The following is a 23,002-nucleotide window of genomic DNA, read 5'->3' as shown; positions in this document are numbered from 1 at the left end:
ATAATCCCGCCACAGCATTTCAAAGGCCCAGTACATGCAAGACAGCGAAAGCCTCAAGGACTATCCCCAGGTTCGGCAACTGGCGATCCGCTCGCTGTTCGAGATCATCGAGCAGTCCAGCGAAGGGACGGTGATCGTCGATCGCCAGGCGCGTATCGTTTGGATGAACGAGCGCTACGCCCGGCGCTTCGGCCTACCCAATGCCGCCAGCGCCATCGGCCAGCCCTGCGAGGCAGTGATCCCGGGCAGCCTGATGCGCGATGTGGTGAGCAATGGCCGGCCGATCCTGCTGGACATGCTCGACACACCCAACGAGCCACTGGTGGTGATGCGCCTGCCTATTCATGACGACCGCGACGAGCTGATCGGCGCCATCGGTTTTGCCCTGTTCGATGAGCTGCGTAGCCTTTCGCCGCTGCTCAAGCGCTACTCGAGCATGCAGCAGGAGCTGGCCTCGACCCGTTCGCAACTGCGCGCCCGCCAGGCCAAGTACAGCTTCGCCCAATTCGTCGGCACCAGCGCCGCGAGCCTGGAGGCCAAGCGCCGTGCACGTCGTGGCGCGGGCAGTGACTCTCCGGTGTTACTGCTGGGCGAGACCGGCACCGGCAAGGAACTGCTGGCCCACGCGATCCACGCCGCCTCGGCACGGGCCCACAAGGCGTTCGTCAGCATCAACAGCGCCGCGATCCCCGAAACCCTGCTCGAGGCCGAGTTCTTCGGTACCGCGCCCGGTGCCTTCACCGGTGCCGACCGCAAAGGCCGCAGCGGCAAGCTGCAACTGGCCGAGGGTGGCACATTGTTCCTCGACGAGATCGGCGACATGCCGCTGACCCTGCAAAGCAAGCTGCTGCGCGTGCTGCAAGAAAAAGAATACGAGCCGGTCGGCTCCAACCAGATGCTGCGCAGTGACGTGCGCATCATCGCCGCCACCTCCATCGACCTGCAGGCGGCCATGGCCAGCGGCGCGTTTCGGGCCGACCTGTATTACCGGCTCAACGTCCTGCCCATCGAAGTGCCGCCCCTGCGCGAACGCCTGGGCGATCTGCCGGCGCTGTGTGAGGCCATCCTTGCCGAGCTCGGCAGCCAGTACGAACTCGAGCCCGACGCCCAGGCATTGCTGGCCCGTCATGCCTGGCCCGGCAACATCCGCGAACTGCGCAACGTGCTGGAACGTGCGACGCTGCTGGCGGACCAGCCGCGCCTGGGCGTGAATGACCTGCAGTCGGCGCTCGGACCGTTGAGCCCCGTGGCGCCTGGGGCTGCGGTACACCAGGGGTATCGGGAGGCGTGCGAGGCATTCGAACGCAAATTGTTCGCCGATGCCCTGGCCAGTTGCGCCGGGAATGTGCCGCAGGCCGCGAAGGCGCTGGGGTTGGGGCGGTCGACGCTGTACAAGAAAATGATTGCCTTGGGCATTCAGTCTCAATAGAGAGACTTTACTCTCTATATAGAGACATTATTTTTGGACCGCTTTGCGGTCCATCGCACAGGCGCAGCCCAACCGTTTGTTGGCGCTGACGAGGCCTGCAATGGGCTGCAAAGCAGCGCCGACAGTCTCTATATCGAGACGCATATACCGATAAAATCAATAAAACACATATAAATCAATAAGTTAGAAAACTGGCACGATTCCCGCTATCTCCTGTTTCACCATAAAAACAACGACCTGGAGACACTTTCGATGACCGTGCTCATCGCCCTCGCTGCCCTGGCCCTACTCATGTTGGCCGCCTATCGCGGCTACAGCGTCATCCTCTTTGCACCTATCGCCGCGCTGGGTGCCGTCCTGCTGACCGACCCTGCCGCCGTGGCCCCGACCTTCACAGGCGTGTTCATGGAGAAGATGGTCGGCTTTATCAAGCTGTACTTCCCGGTGTTCCTGCTCGGCGCCGTGTTCGGCAAGCTGATCGAGCTCTCCGGCTTCTCGCGCTCGATCGTCGCAGCCGCCATTCGCCTGCTGGGCACTCGCCAGGCCATGCTGGTGATCGTGCTGGTGTGCGCCTTGCTCACCTACGGCGGCGTGTCGCTGTTCGTGGTGGTGTTCGCCGTATACCCGTTCGCGGCCGAGATGTTCCGCCAGAGCGACATCCCCAAGCGCCTGATCCCGGCGACCATTGCCCTGGGAGCGTTCTCCTTCACCATGGACGCCCTGCCCGGCACCCCGCAGATCCAGAACATCATCCCCAGCACGTTCTTCAACACCACGGCTTGGGCCGCACCCTGGCTGGGGCTGATCGGCACCCTGTTCGTCTTCAGCGTCGGCATGCTCTATCTGCGCCGTCAGCGCAACAAGGCTCAGCGCGCTGGCGAAGGCTATGGCAGCGACCTGCGCAACGAGCCTGAAACCGCCGATGACCTGGCACTGCCCAACCCCTGGCTGGCGCTCTCGCCCTTGGTGCTGGTGGGCGTGATGAACCTGGTCTTCACCCACTGGATCCCCCAGTGGTATGGGGCCAGCCATACCTTGCAGTTGCCAGGCATGAGCGCGCCGGTGCAAAGCGATGTGGCCAAACTCACCGCGATCTGGGCCGTGCAGGCGGCCTTGCTGGTGGGCATTCTGATGGTCTTGGTGTGTGCCTTCGGCGCCATCCGCCAACGTTTGGCCGAAGGCACCAAGAGCGCTGTCAGTGGTGCGCTGCTGGCGGCCATGAACACCGCCTCGGAGTATGGCTTCGGCGCGGTGATCGCCTCGCTGCCGGGCTTTCTGGTGTTGGCCGATGCGCTGCGCGCGATTCCCAATCCGCTGGTCAACGAAGCGATCACCGTCACGTTGCTGGCCGGCATCACCGGTTCGGCCTCCGGCGGCATGAGCATCGCCTTGGCGGCCATGAGCGAAAGTTTCATCGCCGCGGCCCATGCCGCGAACATTCCGCTGGAAGTCCTGCACCGGGTGGCCGCCATGGCCAGCGGCGGCATGGACACCTTGCCGCACAACGGCGCGGTGATCACCTTGCTGGCGGTCACCGGGCTGACCCACCGCGAGGCCTACAAGGACATTTTCGGTATTACCCTGATCAAGACCCTGGCGGTTTTCGTGGTCATCGCCACCTTCTACGCCACCGGCATCGTCTAAGGAGATCTGCATGACGCTCAAAGGCAAGACAGCACTGGTCACCGGCTCCACCAGCGGCATTGGCCTGGGTATCGCCCAGGTGCTGGCCGGTGCGGGGGCGAACATCCTGCTCAATGGTTTCGGCGACCCGGCACCGGCGCTCGCCGAGATCGCCCGTCACGGGGTCAAGGTGATCCACCACCCTGCGGACCTGTCCGACGTGGCCCAGATCGAGGCGCTGTTCGACTTGGCCGAGCGCGAGTTCGGTGGCGTGGACATTCTGGTCAACAACGCGGGCATCCAGCACGTGGCGCCGGTGGAACAGTTCCCGGTGCAGACCTGGGACAAGATCATCGCGCTGAACCTCTCGGCCGTCTTCCATGGCACCCGCCTGGCCTTGCCAGGCATGCGTGCCCGGGGCTGGGGGCGGATCGTCAACATCGCCTCGGTGCACGGCCTGGTGGGCTCCACCGGCAAGGCGGCCTATGTAGCCGCCAAGCATGGCGTGGTTGGCCTGACCAAGGTGGTGGGCTTGGAAACGGCGACCAGCAATGTCACCTGCAATGCCATCTGCCCTGGCTGGGTACTGACTCCGCTGGTGCAAAAGCAGATCGACGAGCGCGCCGCAGCCGGTGTTGATCCACAGCAGGCGCAGCACGATCTTTTGGCCGAAAAGCAGCCTTCCGTGGCATTTGTAACACCCCAGCACTTGGGAGAGCTGGTATTGTTCCTGTGCAGCGAGGCCGGTAGCCAGGTCCGTGGCGCCGCCTGGAACGTCGATGGCGGTTGGTTGGCCCAGTGAGGGCCAGCCGGGATCTGGCGCGGTCTTGCATTCGTTTTCACTTGCAAGGAGGCCCTATGCGCCCATTCCCACTGACCGCGATTCTTTCCCTGACCCTGGCTGGCGCTGCGCCTGTGATGGCAGCCGGGCTCAAGGACGTCGCGCCCTACCCCGAGGCGGAAAAAGGCTTCACCCGGCAGGTCATCCACCTGCCGGCCCAGACCGACGAGTCGGCCTATCAACTGGAAATCCTCGCCGGCAAGACCTTGATGGTCGACTGCAACCGTCAGCGCCTGGCCGGCAGCCTCGAGGAGCACAATCTCGAAGGCTGGGGCTACAGCTTCTACCGGCTGGAGAAAGTCGGCGGCCCGGCCAGCACCCTGATGGCCTGCCCGGACGGCAAGCAGACCGAGGCCTTCGTGCCGGTGGTCGGTGAAGGTTTCATGCTGCGTTACAACAGCAAACTGCCGGTGGTGCTGTACGTGCCCAAGGACATCGAAGTGCGTTATCGCGTCTGGTCGGCGTCGCCGGATGTACAAAAGGCTAAAGTGGAGTAAAAGCCACTCGGGCTGCGCAGACCAGAGGTCATGCGCAGCCCCTGCAGGGGCGGATTTACCCGCCCCACAGGCCCCAGGTTCTATCGTAAGCGAGAGGTCTTGGCATGAATGATGTGCTCTGGCGCCCCTCCACGGCGCAGATCCAGGCCAGCCGGATGGACGCCTTCCGCCGCCAGGTCAACCTGCGTTACAACCTGCAGCTCACTGACTACGCCGCCCTGCATCGCTGGAGCGTCGAGCAACGCCCCGCCTTCTGGCAAACCCTTGCCGACTATTTCCATGTCCAGTGGCACACACCACCGAGCCAAACCCTCCGCGAAGGTCCACTGATGCCCGAGGCGCAGTGGTTCCCAGGCGCCACCCTGAACTACGCCGAACACCTGCTGCAGCGGCGCGATGACCGCCCTGCCGTCGTGGCCGTGCGCGAGGATGGCCAGCGCCAGGTACTGACCCACGCGCAATTGGCGGCCCATGTGGCCGGCATGCAGAAGGCCCTGCAGGCGCTGGGCATCCAGGCCGGTGACCGGGTTGCCTCGGTGATGCCCAATACCTGGGAAACCCTGGTGGCCATGCTCGCCTGCACCAGCCTCGGCGCGATCTGGTCCAGTTCATCGCCCGAGTTCGGCCTGCATGGCATCATCGACCGCTTCGGTCAGATTGCCCCCAAGCTGCTCATTGCCTGCGCCGGCTACCAATACGCCGGCAAGACCATCGACCAGGTCGAGAAGATCAATCAGGTCACGGCCCAGTTACCACACCTCGAACACCTGCTGGTGGTGCCCTACACCCGCTCGCACACCCGCCCCGAAGCGTTCTGTGCCCGCCGCGTCAGCCTGTGGGAGGACTTCTACCAACCCGGCGGCGACCCACACTTTACCGCCCTGCCGTTCGACCATCCGCTGTACATCCTCTACTCCAGCGGCACCACCGGCGTGCCCAAGTGCATCGTCCACCGCGCCGGCGGCGTACTGCTGCAACACCTGAAGGAACACGGCCTGCATAACGATCTCAAGGCCGAGGACGTCTTGTTCTACTACACCACCTGCGGCTGGATGATGTGGAACTGGCTGGCCAGCGGTCTGGCGGTCGGCGCTACCCTGGTGCTGTACGACGGCTCGCCCTTCCACCCAGGCCCCCAGCGTCTGCTCGACCTGATCGATGCCGAACGCATCCACGCCTTCGGCACCAGCGCCAAATACCTGGCTGCCCTGGAGCAGGAGGGCATCGAGCCGGCCAAGAGCCACTGCCTGAACAGCCTGCGCCTGATCATGTCCACCGGCTCGCCCCTCTCGCCTCATAGCTACGACTACGTCTACCGCAAGATCAAACCCGACCTGTGCCTGGCATCGATGTCCGGCGGCACTGACATCGTCTCGTGTTTCGTGCTTGGCAACCCCGTGCTGCCGGTGCGCCGCGGCGAGATCCAGTGCAAGGGTCTGGGCATGGCTGTAGAGGTGTGGAACGAGCACGGCCAGCCGGTGACCGGCAAGAAAGGCGAGTTGGTCTGTACCCGCAACTTCCCCTCCATGCCAGTGGGTTTCTGGGGCGACAGCGACGGCAGCCGCTACCACGAGGCCTATTTCAGTCAGTACCCCGGCGTCTGGGCCCAGGGCGACTACGCCGAAGAGAATGCCGAGGGCGGCATGGTGATCCACGGTCGTTCGGACGCGGTGCTCAACCCCGGCGGTGTGCGCATCGGCACGGCGGAAATCTATCGCCAGGTGGAAAAGGTCGAGGAAGTGGTCGAAAGCGTCGCCATCGGCCAGGACTGGCACAACGACGTGCGCGTGGTGCTGTTCGTGCGCCTGCGCGAAGGCCTGCAGTTGGACGATGCCCTGCGCCAGCACATTCGCCAGGTGATCCGCCAATACACCACGCCCCGGCATGTCCCGGCCGTGATCGTCCAGGTCACCGACATCCCGCGCACGATCAGTGGCAAGCTGGTGGAGCTGGCGATCCGCAACGTGGTCCATGGCCTGCCGGTGAAGAACACCGACGCCCTGGCCAACCCCGAAGCCCTGGCGCAATTCCGAGACCGCGCAGAGCTGCGCGATCAGGCATAATGGCGCCCTTTTTTGCCCGAAGCACAGGTGTCCCATGAAAGCCCAAGCCCGCCACATCCTGGTCAAGACCGCTGCCGAAGCCGAACAGCTCAAGCAACGGATCGCCAAGGGCGAAGCCTTCGACGTGCTGGCCAAGAAATTCTCCACCTGCCCCTCGGGCAAACGCGGCGGCGACCTGGGCGAAGTCCGCCCAGGTCAGCTGGTGGGCGCCATCGACCAAGTGATCTTCAAGAAAGCCCTGCGGGTGGTGCATGGGCCGATCAAGACCAAGTTTGGGTATCACTTGGTGCAGACGTTCTATCGCGACTGACCTCAGCGCCGCGCCGCCAAAAGCCCCAACCCCGCACACCCTAGCAACGACGCACTGACCCGATTGAACACCCGGCGCGGTCCTGGGCGCTCGAACCAACGCTGCATATACGCCCCAAGGCCTGCATAGATGGCGATAGCCGCCCATTCCAGCAGCAGGAACATCACGCCCAGCCAGAGGAATTGCTCGGCGACCGGCGTGGCACTGCCCACCGAGACGAACTGGGGCAGGAAGGCAGTGAATATGAGAATCGCTTTCGGATTGCCCGCTGCAACCCAGAACTCCTGACGGGCCAGGCGCCAAGTCCCGCGGGGATGATCAGCAGCTACTACCGCCTCGCCCACCGGCGCACGCCACAGCTGCCAGGCAATGTAGAACAGGTATGCCGCACCCAGCACCTTGATCGCCAGGAACAGGTATTCGCTGGTGTGCAGCACCACCGCCAGGCCCATGGCGGCCAGGGCGATCATGCCACTGAAGGCGAGCAGCCGACCGACACCGGCCATGCAGGCGGTACGCAGGCCATAGCGGCTGGCGTTGTGCAGCGACAACAGGTTGTTGGGGCCCGGCGCCATGTTCAAGGCGAAACAGGCGGGGATGAACAGCAGCAGGCTCGACAGGTCCATTTTTCTTCTCCGTGGGACCTGGGCAGCCTCGCGCTGGGCGGACCGTGCGTCAAGCACAGTGGCGCGATGAATGGCCGGAACAGTGGCTGGCGGTTTAGACTGCGCGCTCCGGCACTCGGCGAAGCAGGCCTTGCATGACCCTCTCTAGCAGCGAAATCTGGCGCGATCCGGCCCTGCCCTTCGTGGAAAGCCGACGCGCCTGTCATAGCCGGGCCTGCTACAAGGCCCATAGCCACCCGACGTTCTCCATTGGCGCGGTAGATGCTGGCTTCAGCTGGTTTACCGGCGCGGGTAACGGCCAGACGCGCCTGACGCCCGGCACCTTGGTGCTGGTCCCGGCGCAGCGGGTGCATGCCTGCAATCCCGAACCGGGCCAGGCCTGGAGCTACCAGATGGTGCATGTGGATGCGCAGTGGCTGAGCCGCCTGCGACTGGAGTCGGGAGTGAGCGCTGCCGAGCCCGGTGCGCCCGCGCGTATCACGCGCTCGGTTGAGGTGTATCGTCAGTTCTGCCAGCTCAATGCGCTGTTGTTCTGCGAAGCGGACGCCTCGCAGAAGGAAGCCGCGTTGGTGGCCTTCATCGGCGACCACGACTTTGCCGCGCATGCGACGCTGGATGCAGCCCCGGCACCGGCCTTGAGCGCGCCTGCCCTGCGCGAGCTGATTGCCATGCTGCGGACCTGCGAGCTGGCCGAGATCAGCCTGGCGCATCTGGCCAGGCACGCGGGGCTGGGGCGTTACCAGCTGATTCGGGCGTTCCGGGCCGCCACGGGGCTGACACCGCATGCCTACCTGCTCAATGAGCGGGTCAACCGGGCGCGAGGGTTGCTCGGTCAAGGCCAGGACCTTGCACAGGTGGCTTATCGCTTGGGCTTTGCCGATCAGAGCCATTTCCAGCGGGTGTTCAAGGCGCACGCGGGCATGACACCAGGGCAATATCGACACGGCGCCGGGGCGCGCGGGTAAACCTACCCACCCGCTCCGCGCTCTGGCGCGTACGCCGTGCAATTATCTTCAATACCGCCCAGGGCTTGGGACGACAGACTGCGGCTTTCCTTGCCACAGAAGCCTCGCCATGGAGCAATTTCTCGTCGTCGCCGCTGCACACTTTTTGGCCCTGCTCTCCCCGGGCCCTGATTTCTTCCTCGTCGCTCGCGCTTCGGCCAGCGCCGGCTGGCGTACCGCAAGCGGTGCGTGCCTGGGTATCGCCCTGGCCAACGGCGTGTTCATCGCCACGGCCTTTGCCGGGGTTTCCATCCTGCGTGAAGGCAGCGCGCTGTTCATCGCCTTGCAACTGGCCGGATGCGCCTACTTGCTGTACATCGGTGGGCTGTTCCTGCGCCATGCCGGACACAACAGTCTGCAATCGGCTGAGGTCGGTGTAGGGCACGGTTGGGTGCAAAACCTGGGAATGGGCTTCACCTCGGGCATCCTCAATCCGAAGAACGCACTGTTCTACGCCAGCCTGGCGAGCATGCTCGCGGCCAGCAGTACAACCTGGAAGCTGGCTTATGGCGTGTGGATGTTCACCCTCGTGCTGGTCTGGGATCTGCTGGTCGCCTTGGCGATTGGCAATCGGCGCGTGCTGCGGCGCTTCGGCCAAGCATTGCCGTGGCTGGAGCGTGCCTCGGGTGTGTTGTTGATCCTGCTGGCCAGCGCGGTGCTCATGCGCCTGGTCTTGGGTTGATCACAGTCAGCGTCCGAAGGTCCACCACGCTGAAAAAGCCGCTGGCCCAGCCGCCGGTATCCAAGTGCCAGACGTTGCCCAGTTGCTTGACCCGCAGGACCGGCGTATGGCCGACCAGCAAGGCCCGCAAGCCGCCGACCGGTTCGGTGTCGCCCTCACGCAGGCGCCGCCGTGACCATTGGCAGACTTCCCGCACTTCTGGATCGTCCATGGCCTCCAGGAAGGCCTTGAGCGTCGACCATTCGGGGAAAGGGCTATCAGCGTGCAAAAGGCCGATCAGCCCAAGAGACGTCTGGACTTCGATCGCCAAAGGCATCTGCGCGAAGCCTTCGACATAGCGTTGCTGCTCCGCGCGCGGAAGATCGAGAAACCATGCACCCCCGGCAGAACGGTACATTTCCAGATCGACCCTGCCGCCCCGCAGGTGGGCGATGGCGAGCGCCTCGTGGTTACCCTGCACCGCGTGGAACCAGGGTTGCGCCAGCCAGTCCAACGCCCGTTCGCTGGCCGGCCCACGGTCCACCAGGTCGCCCACGCTGAACAGCCGATCGACCTCAGGATCGAAATCCACCTCGTCCAGACAGCGCTGCAACCGGTCGAAATGGCCATGGATGTCGCCCACGGCCAGATCGCGGCCACGGGTATTGGCAGTCACCCGCCGAAAACGGCTCATTGCATCCATCCTCTGCTGCTGTGCCAGCGGCAGGCGTAAAATAGAGGGGCGAACCGTCCGTGCCCGTGGAGGTGCATCATGCGTACCACCCTCGCCTGTGTCTTGTTGATGCTGCTGGCCTCCAACAGCATGGCACAAGGCGCACCGACCGCGCAGGTCGACGTGCATTTCGATCATCCCGAGCAATTTCGCGATGCCAGCCTCGACAGCCACGGCTATGAACGGGGCGCCGACGCGTATGTCATGAAGACCCTCACCGAGCACCTGCAGAAGCTTGGCCAACGCTACCTGCAACCTGGGCAGCAACTGCGCATCGATGTCCGCGACATCGACCTGGCCGGTCGCTTCGAGCCATGGCACAGCCGCGCCTATGATGTGCGCTTCATGCGCGAGATCACTTGGCCAAGCATCGATTTGAGCTACACCCTCGTCCAGCCCGGGCAACCCGAAAAACACGCCCAAGAACGGGTCAGCGACAAGATGTACCTCAGCCGCCCCGGCCGTCAGGCCAGCAGCAGCGACCGCCTGTATGCGGAAAAAGCCATGCTCGCCGACTGGTTCCGCCAGCGTTTCGCACCGCACCCGGCCTCCTGAACCAGTCCAGCAAAGGGTGGCCTGAGCGCGCCGGCCGATAGTATCCTCGCCCTTCTCGCTCTACCCATGGATGGACTCGCCATGAAGCTGTGTGCTGTACAACTGGCCTCCCGCAAGGGCGACCTGCCTGGCAACCTGGAGCGTCATCGCTATTGCGTCGAACAGGCGATTGCGCGAGGGGCGCAATTGGTGGTCTTCCCCGAGCTGTCCTTGACCGGCTATGAACCCACCTTGGCTCGACAATTGGCGCAGTCATCGGACACCTCGCTACTCGATCCGCTACAAGCGCTCTGTGACCGCCATGGCATTGCGGTGGCCGTGGGTCTGCCGTTGCTGACCCCCAGCGGGATATGCATTGGCATGCCGATCCTGCACCCCGGCGCCGCACCACACCTTTATGCCAAGCAGCGCCTGCACGATGATGAACTGCCGTTCTTCGTCGCAGGCGAGCAGTCCTTGGTGTTCGCATTGGACAACCAGCGCATCGCCCCGGCCATCTGCTACGAGTCGATGTTCATCGAGCATGCCGAACACGCCCGGCAAGCGGGGGCGGATATCTATATCGTCAGCGTGGCCAAGACAACCCAGGGCATCGACGAGGGCGTGCGGCATTACCCGGACGTTGCCCGGCGCCTGGGCATGCCGGTGTTGCTCGCCAACTGCGTGGGACCGGCCGACACCTTCGTCGGTGCCGGCCATTCCGCGGCCTGGGACCCTCAAGGCAATGTGCTGGCATCGCTGGACGAGCAGGCCCAGGGGCTGGTGCTGCTCGACACCACCTCAATGATTGCTCAAGCCTTGCCGCTGGACGCGCTGGCGACATGAAATACCTGATCACCGCACTGGTCTGCTACGCCTGCACTCATTATCTGGTTGGCTTGTTGATCCATGGCCGGCTCGCCGAAATGGCCGAAGGGTTGCGCCACCGACCGGACGCCCCGACTCCCGGCGAGTTCCTGCGCGAGGCACAGTCCCACGCTCGGCGCGCCCACCGGCAGTACAGCCTGGTGGTCGGGACGGTGGCAGCGGTGCTCGCTTGCCTCATTATGCTTTGGGTGGGCTGAACGGGCTCAGAGATCCAGCGCCAGGCTCTGTCGCCCTTCCAGGGCCAGCAGATACTGTTTGGCCTGCAGCCCGCCGGCAAAGCCCGTCAGGCTGCCGGAAGCACCGATCACGCGGTGACACGGGGCGATGATTGAAATCGGGTTGCGCCCGTTGGCCGCCCCCACCGCCCGCACGGCGCTGGGGTTGCCGATCTGCCGAGCAATATCGCTGTAGCTGCGCGTTTGGCCAAAGGGGATGGTCAGCAGCGCAGCCCAGACCTGGCGCTGGAAATCCGTGCCGACGAAATCCAGCGGCAACTCAAAGTCCTGGCGGCTGCCAGCAAAATACTCATTCAACTGCCGCGCCGTCTCCCGCAGCGTAGGGTGCCCATCGTCCCGGTGCAGTTCGCCCAGGCGTACGCGGTTTTCCCGCTCCTGCTCCCACAACACCGCAGCCAGGCTATCGCCTCGCGCGACCAAGGTGAGGGTTCCAACGGGTGATTGCATGAAGGAAAACGCGCTGGACATGCTAGGTGCTCGCTTGGAAAAACCAGTGCCGGGCACTCTACCCGCCGAGGCTACCCGGTGCATCCGGTTTCTTGCTCTACGAATCCCAATACACTGACTACTTAATACATTTGCAATCACATCAGGCAATTACACGCCCCAATGGGTACCGTCTGAAAACTGGCACATACGAAAGCGATAGCTATTCTGTGATAAACATCGCGTTTGTTCTTGCCGGATCATCGGAAGACCGCCCCAAGGCAAACCGCAACCATCCGCATGCCGATGGACGTGGCCGCCATGGCTGAGTTTCTGCGTCAATGCTGGTTCCTGCTGCTGAGTCTCTACCAGACCATTCAAAGCCATGGCCTGACCGGTTGCGTGATCGCGTTCATCCTGGCAATGCTGATGAGCAAAGTCGGCACCCGGCTCACGGGGCGCGCCGAGCGCTTTACCGGCACCGTACAGAACGGCTACGCGGACCTGCATCGCCATCCAGCCGTCGAAGGCACGGCCAGGAACTGGGTGGGTCGCCTGGTGGGGACGCTGCTACAAATAGCGGCAGGGGTGCTGTTTCTGGTCACCGTGATTGCGACGGTGAATGTGCTGCTGTATGGGCATTCGTGACAGGAGGTCACCGTCTGCCCTAGGGTCTGTATGAAAAGTCTTGAGACGAAGGTCAGGCAAGGCGAAAACAGCCGAGGAAGCGCAGTTTACGGGTTGTAAATGAGCATTCCGAGGCTGTTTTCAACGCAGCATCACCGAGTATCAAGGCTTTTCGTACAGAGCCTACGACGGTGACCTTCCCAACGCTCCTTGAGCACTCAACGCCCTGCGCAGGCCGCTACGACCGCGAGCTTGGCGCTGCGCCCGCTGGACTGCAACGCAGGCTCGCTTGCCACCCTCCTCGCGCGTCCGACGCCCCAGGCCAGTGCCCGGGTCATCGATTCGCCGGGACGCGAATCGAACGCCTCCTCATGCAAGGCCATGCCCGACGGCGCGTAGAGACCGATGAACATCTGCGTGGCACCGGTTCGCGACAATCGTACCTGCACATCAATACACGAGCCGCTGTCGAGCGTTTCGTCATGCGTTCGATGATGGAGCGTGGGGTCTGCCCAGGACCAGAACACGTCACCGCGAATTCTCATGCCGCCTCCTACGACTTTAGTCTTATGTGTGTTGGTAGTGGCACCATAGCGGATGCGTGCCATCACGCAACCACGTCCGACGGACAGCAGGATAGAATCGGACAACCGGTGCAGTACCTGCCGTGAAGGTCAGGAAGAGTCCGAGGTTTTATCGCTCCCAGGTTCAAGCAACGATTCGGCGAACGCCATCCAATCCTCGAACGCCTTGCGGTGTGCCTGGCACATCCCCTTCCACTCGGCGCCTCCCACACGACCGTAGGCAATCTGGTTCATGGTCGAGGAGGTCAGCGAATCGAGTTCTCTCAAGAGGTGGTAGGCACGGTAGCGCTTTTCTCTTTCAGGCATGGCTTTGTCTTCCAGCTTTTGCACGACAGGGCAATACGAAGCCTTTGTATGGACTTTTGGGGCTTCCTGGGTCTGGACCTTCACCCACCCGAAAAGGTTCGTGCCCCATTGTGAGTCATTCGTCAAAAACCGCTATCGCCCTGCCATGGATCACGTCCGGGTGCGAATCACGCCACTGATCGCCCAGCCAGCGAACACGAAGAACGCGTCGAGGTAGAACAACCCTTCATAGTTGGGCAACAACGTTTCCCCGGTGAGTACGGGAGCGGGCGCAAAGACGGCATGAATGCCGTTGGGGACCACCGCCAGGAGCACCAAGGCTGCATAGGTGGCCAGGCGAAGCACGTTCGCTCGCTCGATGGAGGCTTCGGCCAGTTTCAAGCCAAAAAAGGCGATAACAGCTGCCACCGGCAGTACCCAGATATGCGTTGGCAGACTGAAGAACACCTCGGCCATCAAGCTTTTCGTTTCCACGGTTAGACCTTTTCGTTGAAAGGCCGAATTATCCATGGACTGACGGCGTCATGACCAGGCCGAGCGCGCTCTGGAAACTAATCAATTTCCGGGGATAGGAAAAATGTGAAAGAAATGTGAAAATCGCAAACTGATAGCCTATTGACAGCATCAAGGAAGACGCGTGTTTCGCAATGCTCAGTTTTGTTTCAACGAGTTCTCCCACTCCGTGAAACATCAGCGCACGACGCTGTATTTTCTGTCCCCCGTCCCCTCGCACACCCGCCAGGCTCTGGAACGCCTGATCGAGCAGCCCTCTTCTGCCAAACGGATCAGCGCCCCGCTCGATTGCGCCGACAGCGCGTTGTTCCTTAAACGCGAGCCGCTGGATTCGATCAAGAAGAAATGGCGCATGCAGCGCTGCGCCCCCAAGCGCAACGGCTTGTACGACTGGCCGCTGGAAGAGCTGATCAACACACGCGAGGCCACCCGACGCGGCGCCAGGACCGCGGCCTTGCTCGGATATGGCTACAGCCGCTGCAAACTCGGCCTGATGAAAGACTTTTTCCTGATCAGCCGATCACTGACCGGCCATGTTGACGGCATGGCCCTCATCGAGCGTAATCCGCACGCCGTCGAGGCCGTCATCGAAGCCACTGCCGAGCTGCTGCATGCCCTGCACAGTCAGGGCATCACTCACATGGACTTGTGGGCGGCCAATGTCATGTTGCCGGAACAGGGCTCGGGCCTGGCCCAGGCGATCGACCTGGAAAACAGCTTCTTCACACCGACAGCGTTTTTCAGTGAAACCCTAGGGTTCCAGTTTGGTTTCTTGTATCACCGCAAACTCTATCGCTACATCACCGAAGCGGCCTTCGACAGGCTCATCGAGCAAAGTCTGGCGAAATATTTTGCCCACGTGGACCGTGCAGCGTTTGGCAAGATCTACGAAGTTGCCAAACATCAAGTGATCGATCGTCTCGAACGGCGGGAGATATTCAGCAAGGGTGTATTCAAGCGCGGATAACTGCCTCCCCAACAGGGTGCCCCACACCTGGGTAAAGGCACCGCGCGCTTCGAGATCCAAATGGGCTATGGCCTCATCTTGAAATAGACGTAGAGGCCCATTACATCGATCATCAGCACGATCGAAACCACCACGACAGTGAAGTAGATTTCCTCGCGAACCATGTCCAAGCCCCCACTGCAAGGTGTGTTCGCTAGGGAGAGCAATTCGCATTCCAACTTTGTCCCGTCGTGGTGTGCGCACACCCTATGCCGCTATGCCGGCTGCCAGGGCGCCCCGTCAAGGCGCGACGAAATGGCTGAGTGAAGGTGGGCTGTGGATCAACGAGCCCAAGTGATACAATCCGCCACTTCAAATCAGCGCTCAAGGCGCTGAACATCCGTGAGCGCCGCCAGTACGACACCCGCCACACCTACGCAACCCTGTGCCCGATGACTGGAATGAACCGAATCGTTCATCGTGAACCAGCTCGGCCATCGCGTTGAGATGTCGCTCTCTACCTACGCGAAATGGATCAGCTCCTCCTCGGACTGGAGGGAGCTGGAGAAGCTGCCGCCCCGCGTCGAGTTGGCCCTGAATGGGCCCGAAACCGACGAGAGGGCCTAAATACACCTCTGGAATCCCCGCAGGACAAGCACTTGATTTCTACTGCCAACATCACCATGCAATTCGGCGCCAAGCCGCTCTTTGAAAACGTCTCGGTCAAATTCAACAATGGCAACCGCTACGGCCTGATCGGCGCAAACGGCTGCGGCAAGTCGACCTTCATGAAGATTCTCGGCGGTGACCTGGAGCCGTCCGCCGGCCAGGTGATGCTCGAGCAGAACACTCGCCTGGGTAAACTGCGCCAGGATCAGTTCGCCTACGAGGCGTTCAGCGTGATCGACACGGTGATCATGGGCCACGAGCAGCTGTGGAAGGTCAAGGCCGAGCGTGACCGCATCTATTCTCTGCCGGAAATGACCGAAGAAGACGGCATGGCCGTCGCCGAACTGGAAACCGAATTCGCCGAGATGGACGGCTACACCGCCGAATCGCGCGCCGGTGAGCTGCTGCTGGGCCTGGGTATTCCCCTGGAGCAGCACTTCGGGCCGATGAGCGAAGTGGCGCCAGGCTGGAAGCTGCGGGTACTGCTGGCCCAGGCGCTGTTCTCGGATCCGGACGTGCTGCTGCTGGACGAACCGACCAACCACCTGGACATCAACACCATCCGCTGGCTGGAAAACATTCTGACCGCGCGTAACAGCACCATGGTCATCATTTCCCACGACCGTCACTTCCTCAACAGCGTCTGCACTCACATGGCGGACCTGGACTACGGTGAACTGCGCCTGTTCCCGGGCAACTACGACGAATACATGACCGCCGCCACCCAGGCGCGCGAGCAGTTGCTGGCCGACAACGCCAAGAAGAAAGCCCAGATCGCCGAGCTGCAGACCTTCGTCAGCCGCTTCTCGGCCAACGCCTCCAAGGCCAAGCAGGCCACCTCGCGCGCCAAGCAGATCGACAAGATCCAGCTGGCCGAGGTCAAGCCGTCGAGCCGGGTCAGCCCGTTCATTCGTTTCGAACAGACCAAGAAGCTGCACCGCCAGGCGGTGACCGTGGAGAAAGTGTCCAAGGGCTTCGAGGGCAAGACCCTGTTCAAAGATTTCAGCTTCGTGGTCGAGGCTGGCGAGCGCGTGGCGATCATCGGCCCCAACGGTATCGGCAAGACTACCCTGCTGCGTACCCTGGTCGGCGAGATGGCGCCGGATGCCGGTTCCGTGAAGTGGACCGACAGCGCCGAGGTGGGCTATTACGCCCAGGATCACGCCCACGACTTCGAAGACGACCTGAGCCTGTTCGACTGGATGGGTCAGTGGACTCAAGGTGAACAGCTGATCCGCGGCACCCTGGGTCGCATGCTGTTCTCCAACGACGAGATCCTGAAGTCGGTGAAGGTGATCTCCGGTGGTGAGCAAGGCCGCATGCTGTTCGGCAAGTTGATCCTGCAAAAACCCAACGTGCTGGTGATGGACGAACCGACCAACCACCTGGACATGGAATCGATCGAGGCGCTGAACCTGGCGCTGGAGAACTACCCGGGAACGCTGGTATTCGTCAGCCATGACCGCGAGTTCGTGTCGTCGTTGGCAACGCGCATCATCGAACTGACGCCCGATGGCGTGGTGGACTTCAGCGGGACCTACGACGACTACCTGCGCAGCCAGGGTGTCGTGGTCTGATAGAGACCCCGCCTCGACCGCTTGCACGCCCTTCGCGGGTAAACCCGCCCCCACAGGTACTGCGTCGTTCTCCGGCTCGGCGCGGTACCCTTGGGGGATGCGGCCCCTTGAATGACCGGGTCCTGGGGTGCTTTGCAGCCCATCGCAGGCTCCCACAACCTGCAGGCAACCGCCAGGCAACTCGTTAGCCTGCTTTCATTTATGCCGCGCAAACGCCATGATGGGCCACGCCCCACCGCCTGCCCGCGAACGTGCCCATGACCGCGCAACAACCCGCCTCCAGCATCACCCTGCAGATCCTCTCGATCGTCTTCTATACCTTCATCGCATTTCTGTGCATCGGACTGCCGATCGCGGTGCTGCCGAGCTACGTCCATGACCAGCTTGGCTTTGGCGCCGTGATCGCCGGCCTGACCATTGGCCTGCAATACCTGTCCACCCTGCTCAGCCGTCCGTTCGCGGGACGGGTGGCCGATGGCCTGGGGGGTAAACGGGCGATTCGCTACGGGCTGTACGGCATCGCTGGCTGTGGCGTGCTGACGCTGTGCTCGGCCTGGACCCTCGCCCTACCCTGGCTGAGTCTTGTCCTGCTGCTCGGTGGCCGGATATTGCTGGGCATCGCCCAAGGGTTGATCGGCGTCGCCACGTTGAGCTGGGGCATCGGTCAAGTCGGCAGCGAGCACACCGCCAAGGTGATTTCGTGGAACGGCATCGCATCCTACGGCGCCATCGCCATTGGCGCGCCGGCCGGCGTGCTGCTAGTGGACGGGCTGGATTTCAGCGTGCTCGGCCCGGCCTTGTTGCTGTTGGCGCTGCTTGCGCTGCTGGCCTTGCGCACGCGCCCGGACGCCGTGGTGGTGCGGGGTGAACGCCTGCCATTCTGGTCCGCCTTCGGGCGGGTGGCCCCGTTCGGCCTGGGCCTGACCCTGGCCTCGATCGGTTATGGCACCCTCACGACCTTCGTCACCCTCTATTACCTGGAGCGTGGCTGGGTCGGTGCCGCCTGGTGCCTGAGTGCCTTCGGCCTGTGCTTCATCGTGTCCCGGCTGTTGTTCGTCAATGCGGTCAACCGCTTTGGCGGCTACAACGTGGCGATCGCGTGCATGGCCACCGAAGTGCTGGGGCTGACGCTGCTCTGGCTGGCGCCCTCACCTGCCTGGGCCTTGGTCGGCGCAGGCCTGACGGGGTTCGGGCTGTCACTGGTGTACCCCGCGCTCGGTGTGGAAGCGATCCAGCAAGTGCCGAGCAGCAGTCGCGGCGCAGGCCTGGGCGCCTATGCGGTGTTCTTCGACCTGGCCTTGGCCATCGCCGGGCCTGTGATGGGGGCGGTCGCCGTGCGCCAGGGCTATGCGTCGATCTTCTGCGTGGCCGCCTTGCTGGCGCTGTCAGGGGTGGGTCTTGTGCTGCTGCTCGCGCGACGCGCCCGTCGCGACTGAGCGTTCGGCAGGCAGCGGTGCCCCCAGGGCCTGGCTGAAGAACAGCGCTGTCTCTCGCTGCAACGAATGGTGAATGTGGCGACGGTCGACGCCTTCGGCATCCTTGCACAGCGCGGGCATGCGCGCATGCTGCTCCTCGTCGCAGGGCGCCATGAACACGAAATGGCCGGCACCGGCCAGCAAGCGATAGTCGGGCGTTACCGGCAGCTTGCGCGCCAAGGCTTCGGCATTGCGGTCCACGGCCAGCAACTGGTCCCGATCGCCGCTGTAGATCAGTGCGGGGACCCTCACCCCGGCCAAGGCATGGCGGCCGAACATCAGGCTCAGCGGCGCCATCAACATCACCGCTCCTACGCGAGCATCGGCCTGGGGCGTAAGTTCGGCGCGGTCGGCGATCAGTACCCCCTGGGTCCTGCACGCATCGGCGTCGCTGGGCCGCTCCAGGCAATACCGGTGCAGGCGGTCCAGGTCCGGCTGCGCACCGGAGAGAATTAGCGCGGTTTCCCCGCCCGCCGAGTACCCGATCACCCCGACCTTGCCATCGCTCAGGTAGGGGCCGAGCAGGTGGTCGTCACGGGCAGCGCTGATCGCCGCGCTCACTTGCAAGGGCCGTCCGTAGAGATTGCTCAAAGTGCCCAGACGGCTGTGGTCGCGGTTGTTGTCACCGGGATGGATCACGGCCACGACGATAAAGCCCCGGCGCGCCAGGGCGGTGGCCAGGTCGTGCAGTGCCAGAGGGCTGCCGTTGTTGCCGTGGGACAACACCAGCAACGGGAACTGCCCCATGGCGACCGGCGCTTCCTCCGCCACGGTCAACGGATAGCCTTCCAGACGCACAGAGCGGGTCGGGCCATTGGCCGGGTAGAACGCCAGTGCCTGCATGGGCCGGGCATCCAGCGGATCGGCCAGCTGCATCCGGTGCAGGCCACTGACCCAAGGCGCTGCCTCGGCACGGGCCAGCAAGCCGCCGAGCAACACCAGGGCCAACAGTGCACAGGTTCGCTTCATGGGCAGGCAGCTCCGCGCAAGGCCGAAGAACAGTGCCAGCATAAAGCCAGCCAGGCGGCCGGCAGATGAAACCTGAATGAAAAAAAACCGGCTGACGCCTGGAGCGTCAGCCGGTTTTTTTGCGCGTGCCGATCAGGCTGCGGCGAACAGCTCGTTGGCGATCTGGGCCTGGGCGGCGTCGATGGCCTTGCTGCGGTGTTCCGGGCCATAGGCCAGCCCGTGGGCGCGAACGATCTCAAGGTCGGTGATACCGATGAAGCCCAGGAACACCTTGAGGAAGTCCTCATGGCCTACGCCGGTCGGCTGACCGTGGTGCAGGCCACCGGCGGTGGACACCAGGACCACTTTCTTGTCACCGCACAGGCCTTCAGGGCCAGCTTCGGTGTAGCGGAAGGTCTTGCCGGCGACAGCGACGCGGTCGATCCAGGCCTTGAGCTGGGTCGGCACCGTGAAGTTGTACATCGGTGCGCCGATCACGACCGCATCGGCGGCCAGGAACTCTTCCAGGGTCTCGGCGCTGAGCTTGGCTTCGTGGGCCTGGGCAGCGTCGCGCATTTCATCCGGGGTACCGGCGGCAACCAGGGTCGCGGCGGAGAAGTGGCTGATGGCATCGGCAGCCAGGTCGCGGTACACCACCTCGATGCTTGGATCTGCAGCTTTCCAGGCTTCGACGACTTCGCGGCTCAGTTGGCGGGAGGCGGAATTGTCGCCCAGGATGCTCGAATCGATATGCAACAGTTTCATGGGACTCTCCTGTGAGTGAAGACCGCATCAAGGGGCGATCGCGATGGAGAGAATCCTATAGAACCATCGAATGGCTGATAAGCAGGTAAAAATGCGTTAGTTTGTCCCACAGATGGAACAATGAGACGTTACCCATGCAAGACCTCAATGACCTCTTCTATTTCGCCCGCGTGGTCGAAGCCGGTGGTTTCGCCGCCGCGGGCCGCCAGTTGGGCATTCCCAAGTCGCGTCTGTCTCGGCGCATCGCCGAGCTGGAAGAACGCCTGGGCACACGCCTTTTACAGCGCACCACCCGGCAACTGAAGCTCACTGCCGTGGGCGAGCGCTACCTGCAGCATTGCCAGGCCATGTTGCTGGAGGCCGAGGCCGCCGACGAAGCGGTGGCCAGCATGAGCAGCGAGCCGCGCGGGCGTTTGCGGGTGTCGTGCCCGGTGGCCCTGGCCCATGCCTTCCTGCCGGATGTGGTCAGTCGGTTTCTCGAGCAGTATCCCTTGGTGCAGTTGGACTTGGTGCTGCTCAATCGCCGGGGCGACCTGATTTCCGAAGGGGTCGACGTGGCTTTGCGCGTGCGTGACCTGGGTGACGAAGACCCAGCGCTGGTCACTCGCCGCCTGCGCCCGGCGCAAACTCACCTGGTGGCCGCGCCAGGCTTTGCCGACCACTTGCGCGAGCCGTCGCAACTGGCCGGTTTGCCTGTGCTTGGCGCGGCGGAGGCCGACCGGTTGGTGCACTTGCGTCTGATCGGCCCGGGGGGACGGCAAGAGGAGCTCGCCCTGGAGCCGCGCTTGGCGGTGGACGACTTCTTGGTGCGCAAGGCGGCCGTACGTGCAGGCCTGGGGTTCACGGCCCTGCCGAGCATGTTCTGCGAAGAGGAACTCGAACGCGGCGAACTGGTGCGCCTGTTGCCGGACTGGTCGCTGCCTGGCGGCTGGCTGCAGGCGGTCTACCCTCATCGCCGGGGCCTGCTGCCGGCGGTGCGGGTGTGGATCGATCACCTGGCGGCTTCGTTCGAAGCTTGTGGAGAGCGGTATGTCTGAACGACAGATGACACCGGAACAGGTGGCAGCGTTCTGCCTGACCTTGCCCGGTGCCCGGGAGGACTACAAATGGGGCGGCGTACGGGTGTTCTCGGTCGCGGGTAACAAGATGTTCGCAGTGCTGGACCTGGCCGGTGCAGGGTTGTCGTTCAAGGTGGCCGATGAGCTGTTCCTGGGCTATTGCGACCACCCCGGCGTACGCCCGGCGCCTTATCTTGCACGGGCGCACTGGATCAGCATGGCCCCACCGTATCCGATGGGGCGCGACGCGTTGTGTGACCTGCTGCAGCGCTCACACCAATTGGTGGTGAGGCGGTTGCCCAAGCGGCTGCAGGCAGGACTCTTGCTGGAGTGAGGGCGAGGCGGATCGGGCGGGCGATCACCGCCTCCCTCTCAATTGCCGGTCAAGAAACCGAACGCACCGCCCAGCCAGCGGCCATCCAGCAGCCAGTGATCGACCCAGAACGCCTGGTGCAGCATCACGATGCCCCAGAACGTCGCCTGGTAAGACACCTTGCGTGTCTTGTGCCGAAACAGCTGCTGAGCCACCAGCGCCCCTGGCCAGCCACCGCACAGCTCGCTGGCGTGCAGGACCTTCTCGGGCGTACGCCAAGCCTGGGTGCGGGCTTGCTGTTTGTCCTGCCAATAGAGCAACAGGCTGACCAGGCTCGCCAACGGATAGACCGCCAACGGAATCCAGGACTGCCCGCTGATGGCCATCTGTGCAGCGCCCAGCGCGGGCAGTAGACACAGCCCGGCCAGCGCCAGCAACTTCAGGCGCAGGTTGCGTACGCCCTCCTGGGCGCGGTTGGCGCCGCGCCGCGGTACAGTCTGCGAACGGGCCATCTCAGCCGTGCGCCATGGCCCAGTTGACCCAGCCAAACTGCCAGGTCGCCAGGATCAACAAACCGAAAACGATGCGGTACCAGGCAAATGCCGCATAGCTGTGGTTGGCGATGAACTTCAGCAGGCCCCGTACAGCGATCATGGCGAAGATGAACGACACCACGAAACCAATGGCGAACACCGGCAGATCGCCGGGCTGGAACAGGTCACGGTACTTGTAGCCCGAGTAGACCGCCGCGCCGACCATGGTCGGCATGGCCAGGAAGAACGAGAACTCGGTCGCGGCCTTTCGCGACAGGCCAAACAGCAAGCCGCCGATGATGGTCGAGCCCGAACGCGAAGTCCCCGGAATCATCGCCAGGCACTGGACCAGGCCGATCTTCAGGGCGTGGCTCCAGCGCATGTCATCGACATGGTCGACCTCGATGCGGTGATCGCGCCGCTCCGCCCAGAGCATGATCACCCCGCCAACCACCAAGGCTGCGGCCACGGTGATCGGGTTGAACAGGTATTCGTGGATCAGGTCGGCGAACAGCACGCCGAGCACCACCGCCGGGAAGAAGGCGATCAGCAGGTTGGCGGTGAAGCGACGCGCCTGGGGCTGGCTCTGCAACCCAAGCACCACATCGAAGATCTTGCGGCGAAACTCCCAGACCACGGCCAGGATCGCGCCGAGCTGGATGATGATGTTGAACGCCATGGCCCGCTCGCCACCGAAGTCAATCAGGTCGGCGACGATGATCTGGTGCCCCGTGCTGGAGATCGGCAGGAACTCCGTCAACCCTTCCACCACGCCTAAGATGATTGCCTGCAAGGCACTCCAAAAATCCATTATTCC

At 63.3% G+C, this 23,002-nt stretch carries 27 protein-coding genes and 1 pseudogene; 18 read left to right on the top strand and 10 right to left on the bottom strand.

The window, feature by feature from the left end:
* Nucleotides 1-34 precede the first annotated feature (34 nt).
* From ACNFCH_RS16755 to ACNFCH_RS16730, 6 genes are all read left to right on the top strand, one after another.
* On the top strand, nt 35-1,429 hold the full coding sequence (locus tag ACNFCH_RS16755) for a sigma-54 interaction domain-containing protein (RefSeq protein ID WP_416743149.1): 1,395 nt from the start codon (nt 35-37) through the stop codon (nt 1,427-1,429).
* 252 nt (nt 1,430-1,681) lie between these two features.
* Nucleotides 1,682-3,073, top strand: coding sequence for a GntP family permease (locus tag ACNFCH_RS16750; protein ID WP_337159487.1), 1,392 nt, complete (start codon nt 1,682-1,684; stop codon nt 3,071-3,073).
* Nucleotides 3,074-3,083: 10 nt separating this feature from the next.
* The gene (gene hbdH, locus ACNFCH_RS16745) at nt 3,084-3,854 is read left to right on the top strand and encodes a 3-hydroxybutyrate dehydrogenase (protein ID WP_337159488.1); all 771 of its coding nucleotides are present in this window, start codon (nt 3,084-3,086) and stop codon (nt 3,852-3,854) included.
* 56 nt (nt 3,855-3,910) lie between these two features.
* Nucleotides 3,911-4,390, top strand: a complete 480-nt coding sequence (gene eco / locus ACNFCH_RS16740; protein ID WP_337159489.1) for a serine protease inhibitor ecotin — start codon at nt 3,911-3,913, stop codon at nt 4,388-4,390.
* A 104-nt stretch (nt 4,391-4,494) separates the two neighbouring features.
* A complete protein-coding gene (locus tag ACNFCH_RS16735) occupies nt 4,495-6,453 on the top strand; it encodes an acetoacetate--CoA ligase (RefSeq protein WP_416743148.1) in 1,959 nt (652 codons plus the stop codon).
* A gap of 34 nt (nt 6,454-6,487) precedes the next feature.
* Nucleotides 6,488-6,763, top strand: coding sequence for a peptidylprolyl isomerase (locus tag ACNFCH_RS16730; protein WP_043211902.1), 276 nt, complete (start codon nt 6,488-6,490; stop codon nt 6,761-6,763).
* A gap of 2 nt (nt 6,764-6,765) precedes the next feature.
* Here the strand turns inward: ACNFCH_RS16730 and ACNFCH_RS16725 are convergent, their stop codons facing one another.
* Entirely contained in the window at nt 6,766-7,389 is a 624-nt protein-coding gene (locus ACNFCH_RS16725) for a LysE family translocator (protein ID WP_337159491.1), read from the bottom strand.
* Between the two features lie 134 nt (nt 7,390-7,523).
* On the opposite strand from ACNFCH_RS16725, the gene ACNFCH_RS16720 reads away from it, so the two are divergent.
* Both ACNFCH_RS16720 and ACNFCH_RS16715 read left to right on the top strand, forming a co-directional pair.
* Nucleotides 7,524-8,354 (top strand): AraC family transcriptional regulator, encoded by an 831-nt coding sequence (locus ACNFCH_RS16720; protein ID WP_337159492.1) that lies wholly within the window; start codon nt 7,524-7,526, stop codon nt 8,352-8,354.
* A 109-nt stretch (nt 8,355-8,463) separates the two neighbouring features.
* Complete coding sequence (locus tag ACNFCH_RS16715) at nt 8,464-9,075, top strand: LysE family translocator (protein ID WP_337159493.1); 612 nt, start codon at nt 8,464-8,466, stop codon at nt 9,073-9,075.
* On the opposite strand, the gene ACNFCH_RS16710 is transcribed toward ACNFCH_RS16715, so the two are convergent.
* Nucleotides 9,053-9,748, bottom strand: a complete 696-nt coding sequence (locus ACNFCH_RS16710; protein ID WP_337159494.1) for a metallophosphoesterase — start codon at nt 9,746-9,748, stop codon at nt 9,053-9,055. The genes ACNFCH_RS16715 and ACNFCH_RS16710 overlap by 23 nt on opposite strands.
* 78 nt (nt 9,749-9,826) lie before the next feature.
* Here ACNFCH_RS16710 and ACNFCH_RS16705 point away from each other — a divergent pair, with 78 nt between their 5' ends.
* From ACNFCH_RS16705 to ACNFCH_RS16695, 3 genes are all read left to right on the top strand, one after another.
* A complete protein-coding gene (locus ACNFCH_RS16705) occupies nt 9,827-10,342 on the top strand; it encodes a DUF3016 domain-containing protein (protein ID WP_416743147.1) in 516 nt (171 codons plus the stop codon).
* Nucleotides 10,343-10,423: 81 nt separating this feature from the next.
* On the top strand, nt 10,424-11,167 hold the full coding sequence (locus ACNFCH_RS16700) for a carbon-nitrogen hydrolase family protein (protein ID WP_337159496.1): 744 nt from the start codon (nt 10,424-10,426) through the stop codon (nt 11,165-11,167).
* Nucleotides 11,164-11,406, top strand: coding sequence for a hypothetical protein (locus tag ACNFCH_RS16695; RefSeq protein WP_337159497.1), 243 nt, complete (start codon nt 11,164-11,166; stop codon nt 11,404-11,406). Before ACNFCH_RS16700 ends, ACNFCH_RS16695 begins: the two co-directional genes overlap by 4 nt.
* A gap of 6 nt (nt 11,407-11,412) precedes the next feature.
* Here ACNFCH_RS16695 and ACNFCH_RS16690 read toward each other — a convergent pair whose 3' ends face one another.
* Complete coding sequence (locus ACNFCH_RS16690; RefSeq protein ID WP_337159498.1) at nt 11,413-11,913, bottom strand: methylated-DNA--[protein]-cysteine S-methyltransferase; 501 nt, start codon at nt 11,911-11,913, stop codon at nt 11,413-11,415.
* Between the two features lie 279 nt (nt 11,914-12,192).
* Between ACNFCH_RS16690 and ACNFCH_RS16685 the strand changes: the two genes are divergently transcribed.
* Nucleotides 12,193-12,519, top strand: coding sequence for a hypothetical protein (locus ACNFCH_RS16685; RefSeq protein ID WP_416743146.1), 327 nt, complete (start codon nt 12,193-12,195; stop codon nt 12,517-12,519).
* Nucleotides 12,520-12,716: 197 nt separating this feature from the next.
* On the opposite strand, the gene ACNFCH_RS16680 is transcribed toward ACNFCH_RS16685, so the two are convergent.
* The 3 genes from ACNFCH_RS16680 to ACNFCH_RS16670 form a co-directional block, all read right to left on the bottom strand.
* Complete coding sequence (locus ACNFCH_RS16680) at nt 12,717-13,043, bottom strand: hypothetical protein (protein WP_337159500.1); 327 nt, start codon at nt 13,041-13,043, stop codon at nt 12,717-12,719.
* A 129-nt stretch (nt 13,044-13,172) separates the two neighbouring features.
* Entirely contained in the window at nt 13,173-13,388 is a 216-nt protein-coding gene (locus ACNFCH_RS16675; protein WP_416743144.1) for a hypothetical protein, read from the bottom strand.
* Nucleotides 13,389-13,538: 150 nt separating this feature from the next.
* Nucleotides 13,539-13,835, bottom strand: coding sequence for a hypothetical protein (locus tag ACNFCH_RS16670; protein WP_337159526.1), 297 nt, complete (start codon nt 13,833-13,835; stop codon nt 13,539-13,541).
* Nucleotides 13,836-14,025: 190 nt separating this feature from the next.
* Between ACNFCH_RS16670 and ACNFCH_RS16665 the strand changes: the two genes are divergently transcribed.
* The 4 genes and pseudogenes from ACNFCH_RS16665 (at nt 14,026) to ACNFCH_RS16650 (ending at nt 18,529) form a co-directional block, all read left to right on the top strand.
* Nucleotides 14,026-14,868, top strand: coding sequence for a lipopolysaccharide kinase InaA family protein (locus ACNFCH_RS16665; protein ID WP_416743143.1), 843 nt, complete (start codon nt 14,026-14,028; stop codon nt 14,866-14,868).
* A 256-nt stretch (nt 14,869-15,124) separates the two neighbouring features.
* Nucleotides 15,125-15,474, top strand: a pseudogene (locus ACNFCH_RS16660) (integrase).
* A gap of 32 nt (nt 15,475-15,506) precedes the next feature.
* Complete coding sequence (locus ACNFCH_RS16655; protein ID WP_070094479.1) at nt 15,507-17,093, top strand: ABC-F family ATPase; 1,587 nt, start codon at nt 15,507-15,509, stop codon at nt 17,091-17,093.
* 257 nt (nt 17,094-17,350) lie between these two features.
* Nucleotides 17,351-18,529 carry an MFS transporter gene (locus ACNFCH_RS16650; RefSeq protein ID WP_337159503.1) on the top strand — a complete coding sequence of 393 codons (1,179 nt, stop codon included), beginning with the start codon at nt 17,351-17,353 and terminating at the stop codon, nt 18,527-18,529.
* Here the strand turns inward: ACNFCH_RS16650 and ACNFCH_RS16645 are convergent.
* Together ACNFCH_RS16645 and ACNFCH_RS16640 are read right to left on the bottom strand one after the other, a co-directional pair.
* Nucleotides 18,479-19,537 (bottom strand): alpha/beta hydrolase family protein, encoded by a 1,059-nt coding sequence (locus tag ACNFCH_RS16645; protein WP_416743142.1) that lies wholly within the window; start codon nt 19,535-19,537, stop codon nt 18,479-18,481. The genes ACNFCH_RS16650 and ACNFCH_RS16645 overlap by 51 nt on opposite strands.
* Nucleotides 19,538-19,669: 132 nt before the next feature.
* On the bottom strand, nt 19,670-20,281 hold the full coding sequence (locus tag ACNFCH_RS16640) for an FMN-dependent NADH-azoreductase (protein WP_337159505.1): 612 nt from the start codon (nt 20,279-20,281) through the stop codon (nt 19,670-19,672).
* Between the two features lie 134 nt (nt 20,282-20,415).
* On the opposite strand from ACNFCH_RS16640, the gene ACNFCH_RS16635 reads away from it, so the two are divergent.
* Together ACNFCH_RS16635 and ACNFCH_RS16630 are read left to right on the top strand one after the other, a co-directional pair.
* Nucleotides 20,416-21,318 carry a LysR substrate-binding domain-containing protein gene (locus tag ACNFCH_RS16635; protein ID WP_416743141.1) on the top strand — a complete coding sequence of 301 codons (903 nt, stop codon included), beginning with the start codon at nt 20,416-20,418 and terminating at the stop codon, nt 21,316-21,318.
* A complete protein-coding gene (locus tag ACNFCH_RS16630; RefSeq protein WP_416743140.1) occupies nt 21,311-21,673 on the top strand; it encodes an MmcQ/YjbR family DNA-binding protein in 363 nt (120 codons plus the stop codon). The genes ACNFCH_RS16635 and ACNFCH_RS16630 overlap by 8 nt, the downstream gene beginning before the upstream one ends.
* A 38-nt stretch (nt 21,674-21,711) precedes the next feature.
* On the opposite strand, the gene ACNFCH_RS16625 is transcribed toward ACNFCH_RS16630, so the two are convergent.
* Both ACNFCH_RS16625 and ACNFCH_RS16620 read right to left on the bottom strand, forming a co-directional pair.
* Nucleotides 21,712-22,164, bottom strand: coding sequence for a DUF1294 domain-containing protein (locus ACNFCH_RS16625; protein ID WP_416743139.1), 453 nt, complete (start codon nt 22,162-22,164; stop codon nt 21,712-21,714).
* A gap of 1 nt (nt 22,165) precedes the next feature.
* On the bottom strand, nt 22,166-22,996 hold the full coding sequence (locus ACNFCH_RS16620) for an undecaprenyl-diphosphate phosphatase (protein WP_416743138.1): 831 nt from the start codon (nt 22,994-22,996) through the stop codon (nt 22,166-22,168).
* Nucleotides 22,997-23,002 lie beyond the last annotated feature (6 nt).

Origin of the sequence: Pseudomonas sp. NY15354 (assembly GCF_048068075.1) — a bacterium.
In the GTDB taxonomy this organism is placed as follows: domain Bacteria; phylum Pseudomonadota; class Gammaproteobacteria; order Pseudomonadales; family Pseudomonadaceae; genus Aquipseudomonas; species Aquipseudomonas guariconensis_C.
This window is presented reverse-complemented; position numbering and strand designations above follow the sequence as displayed.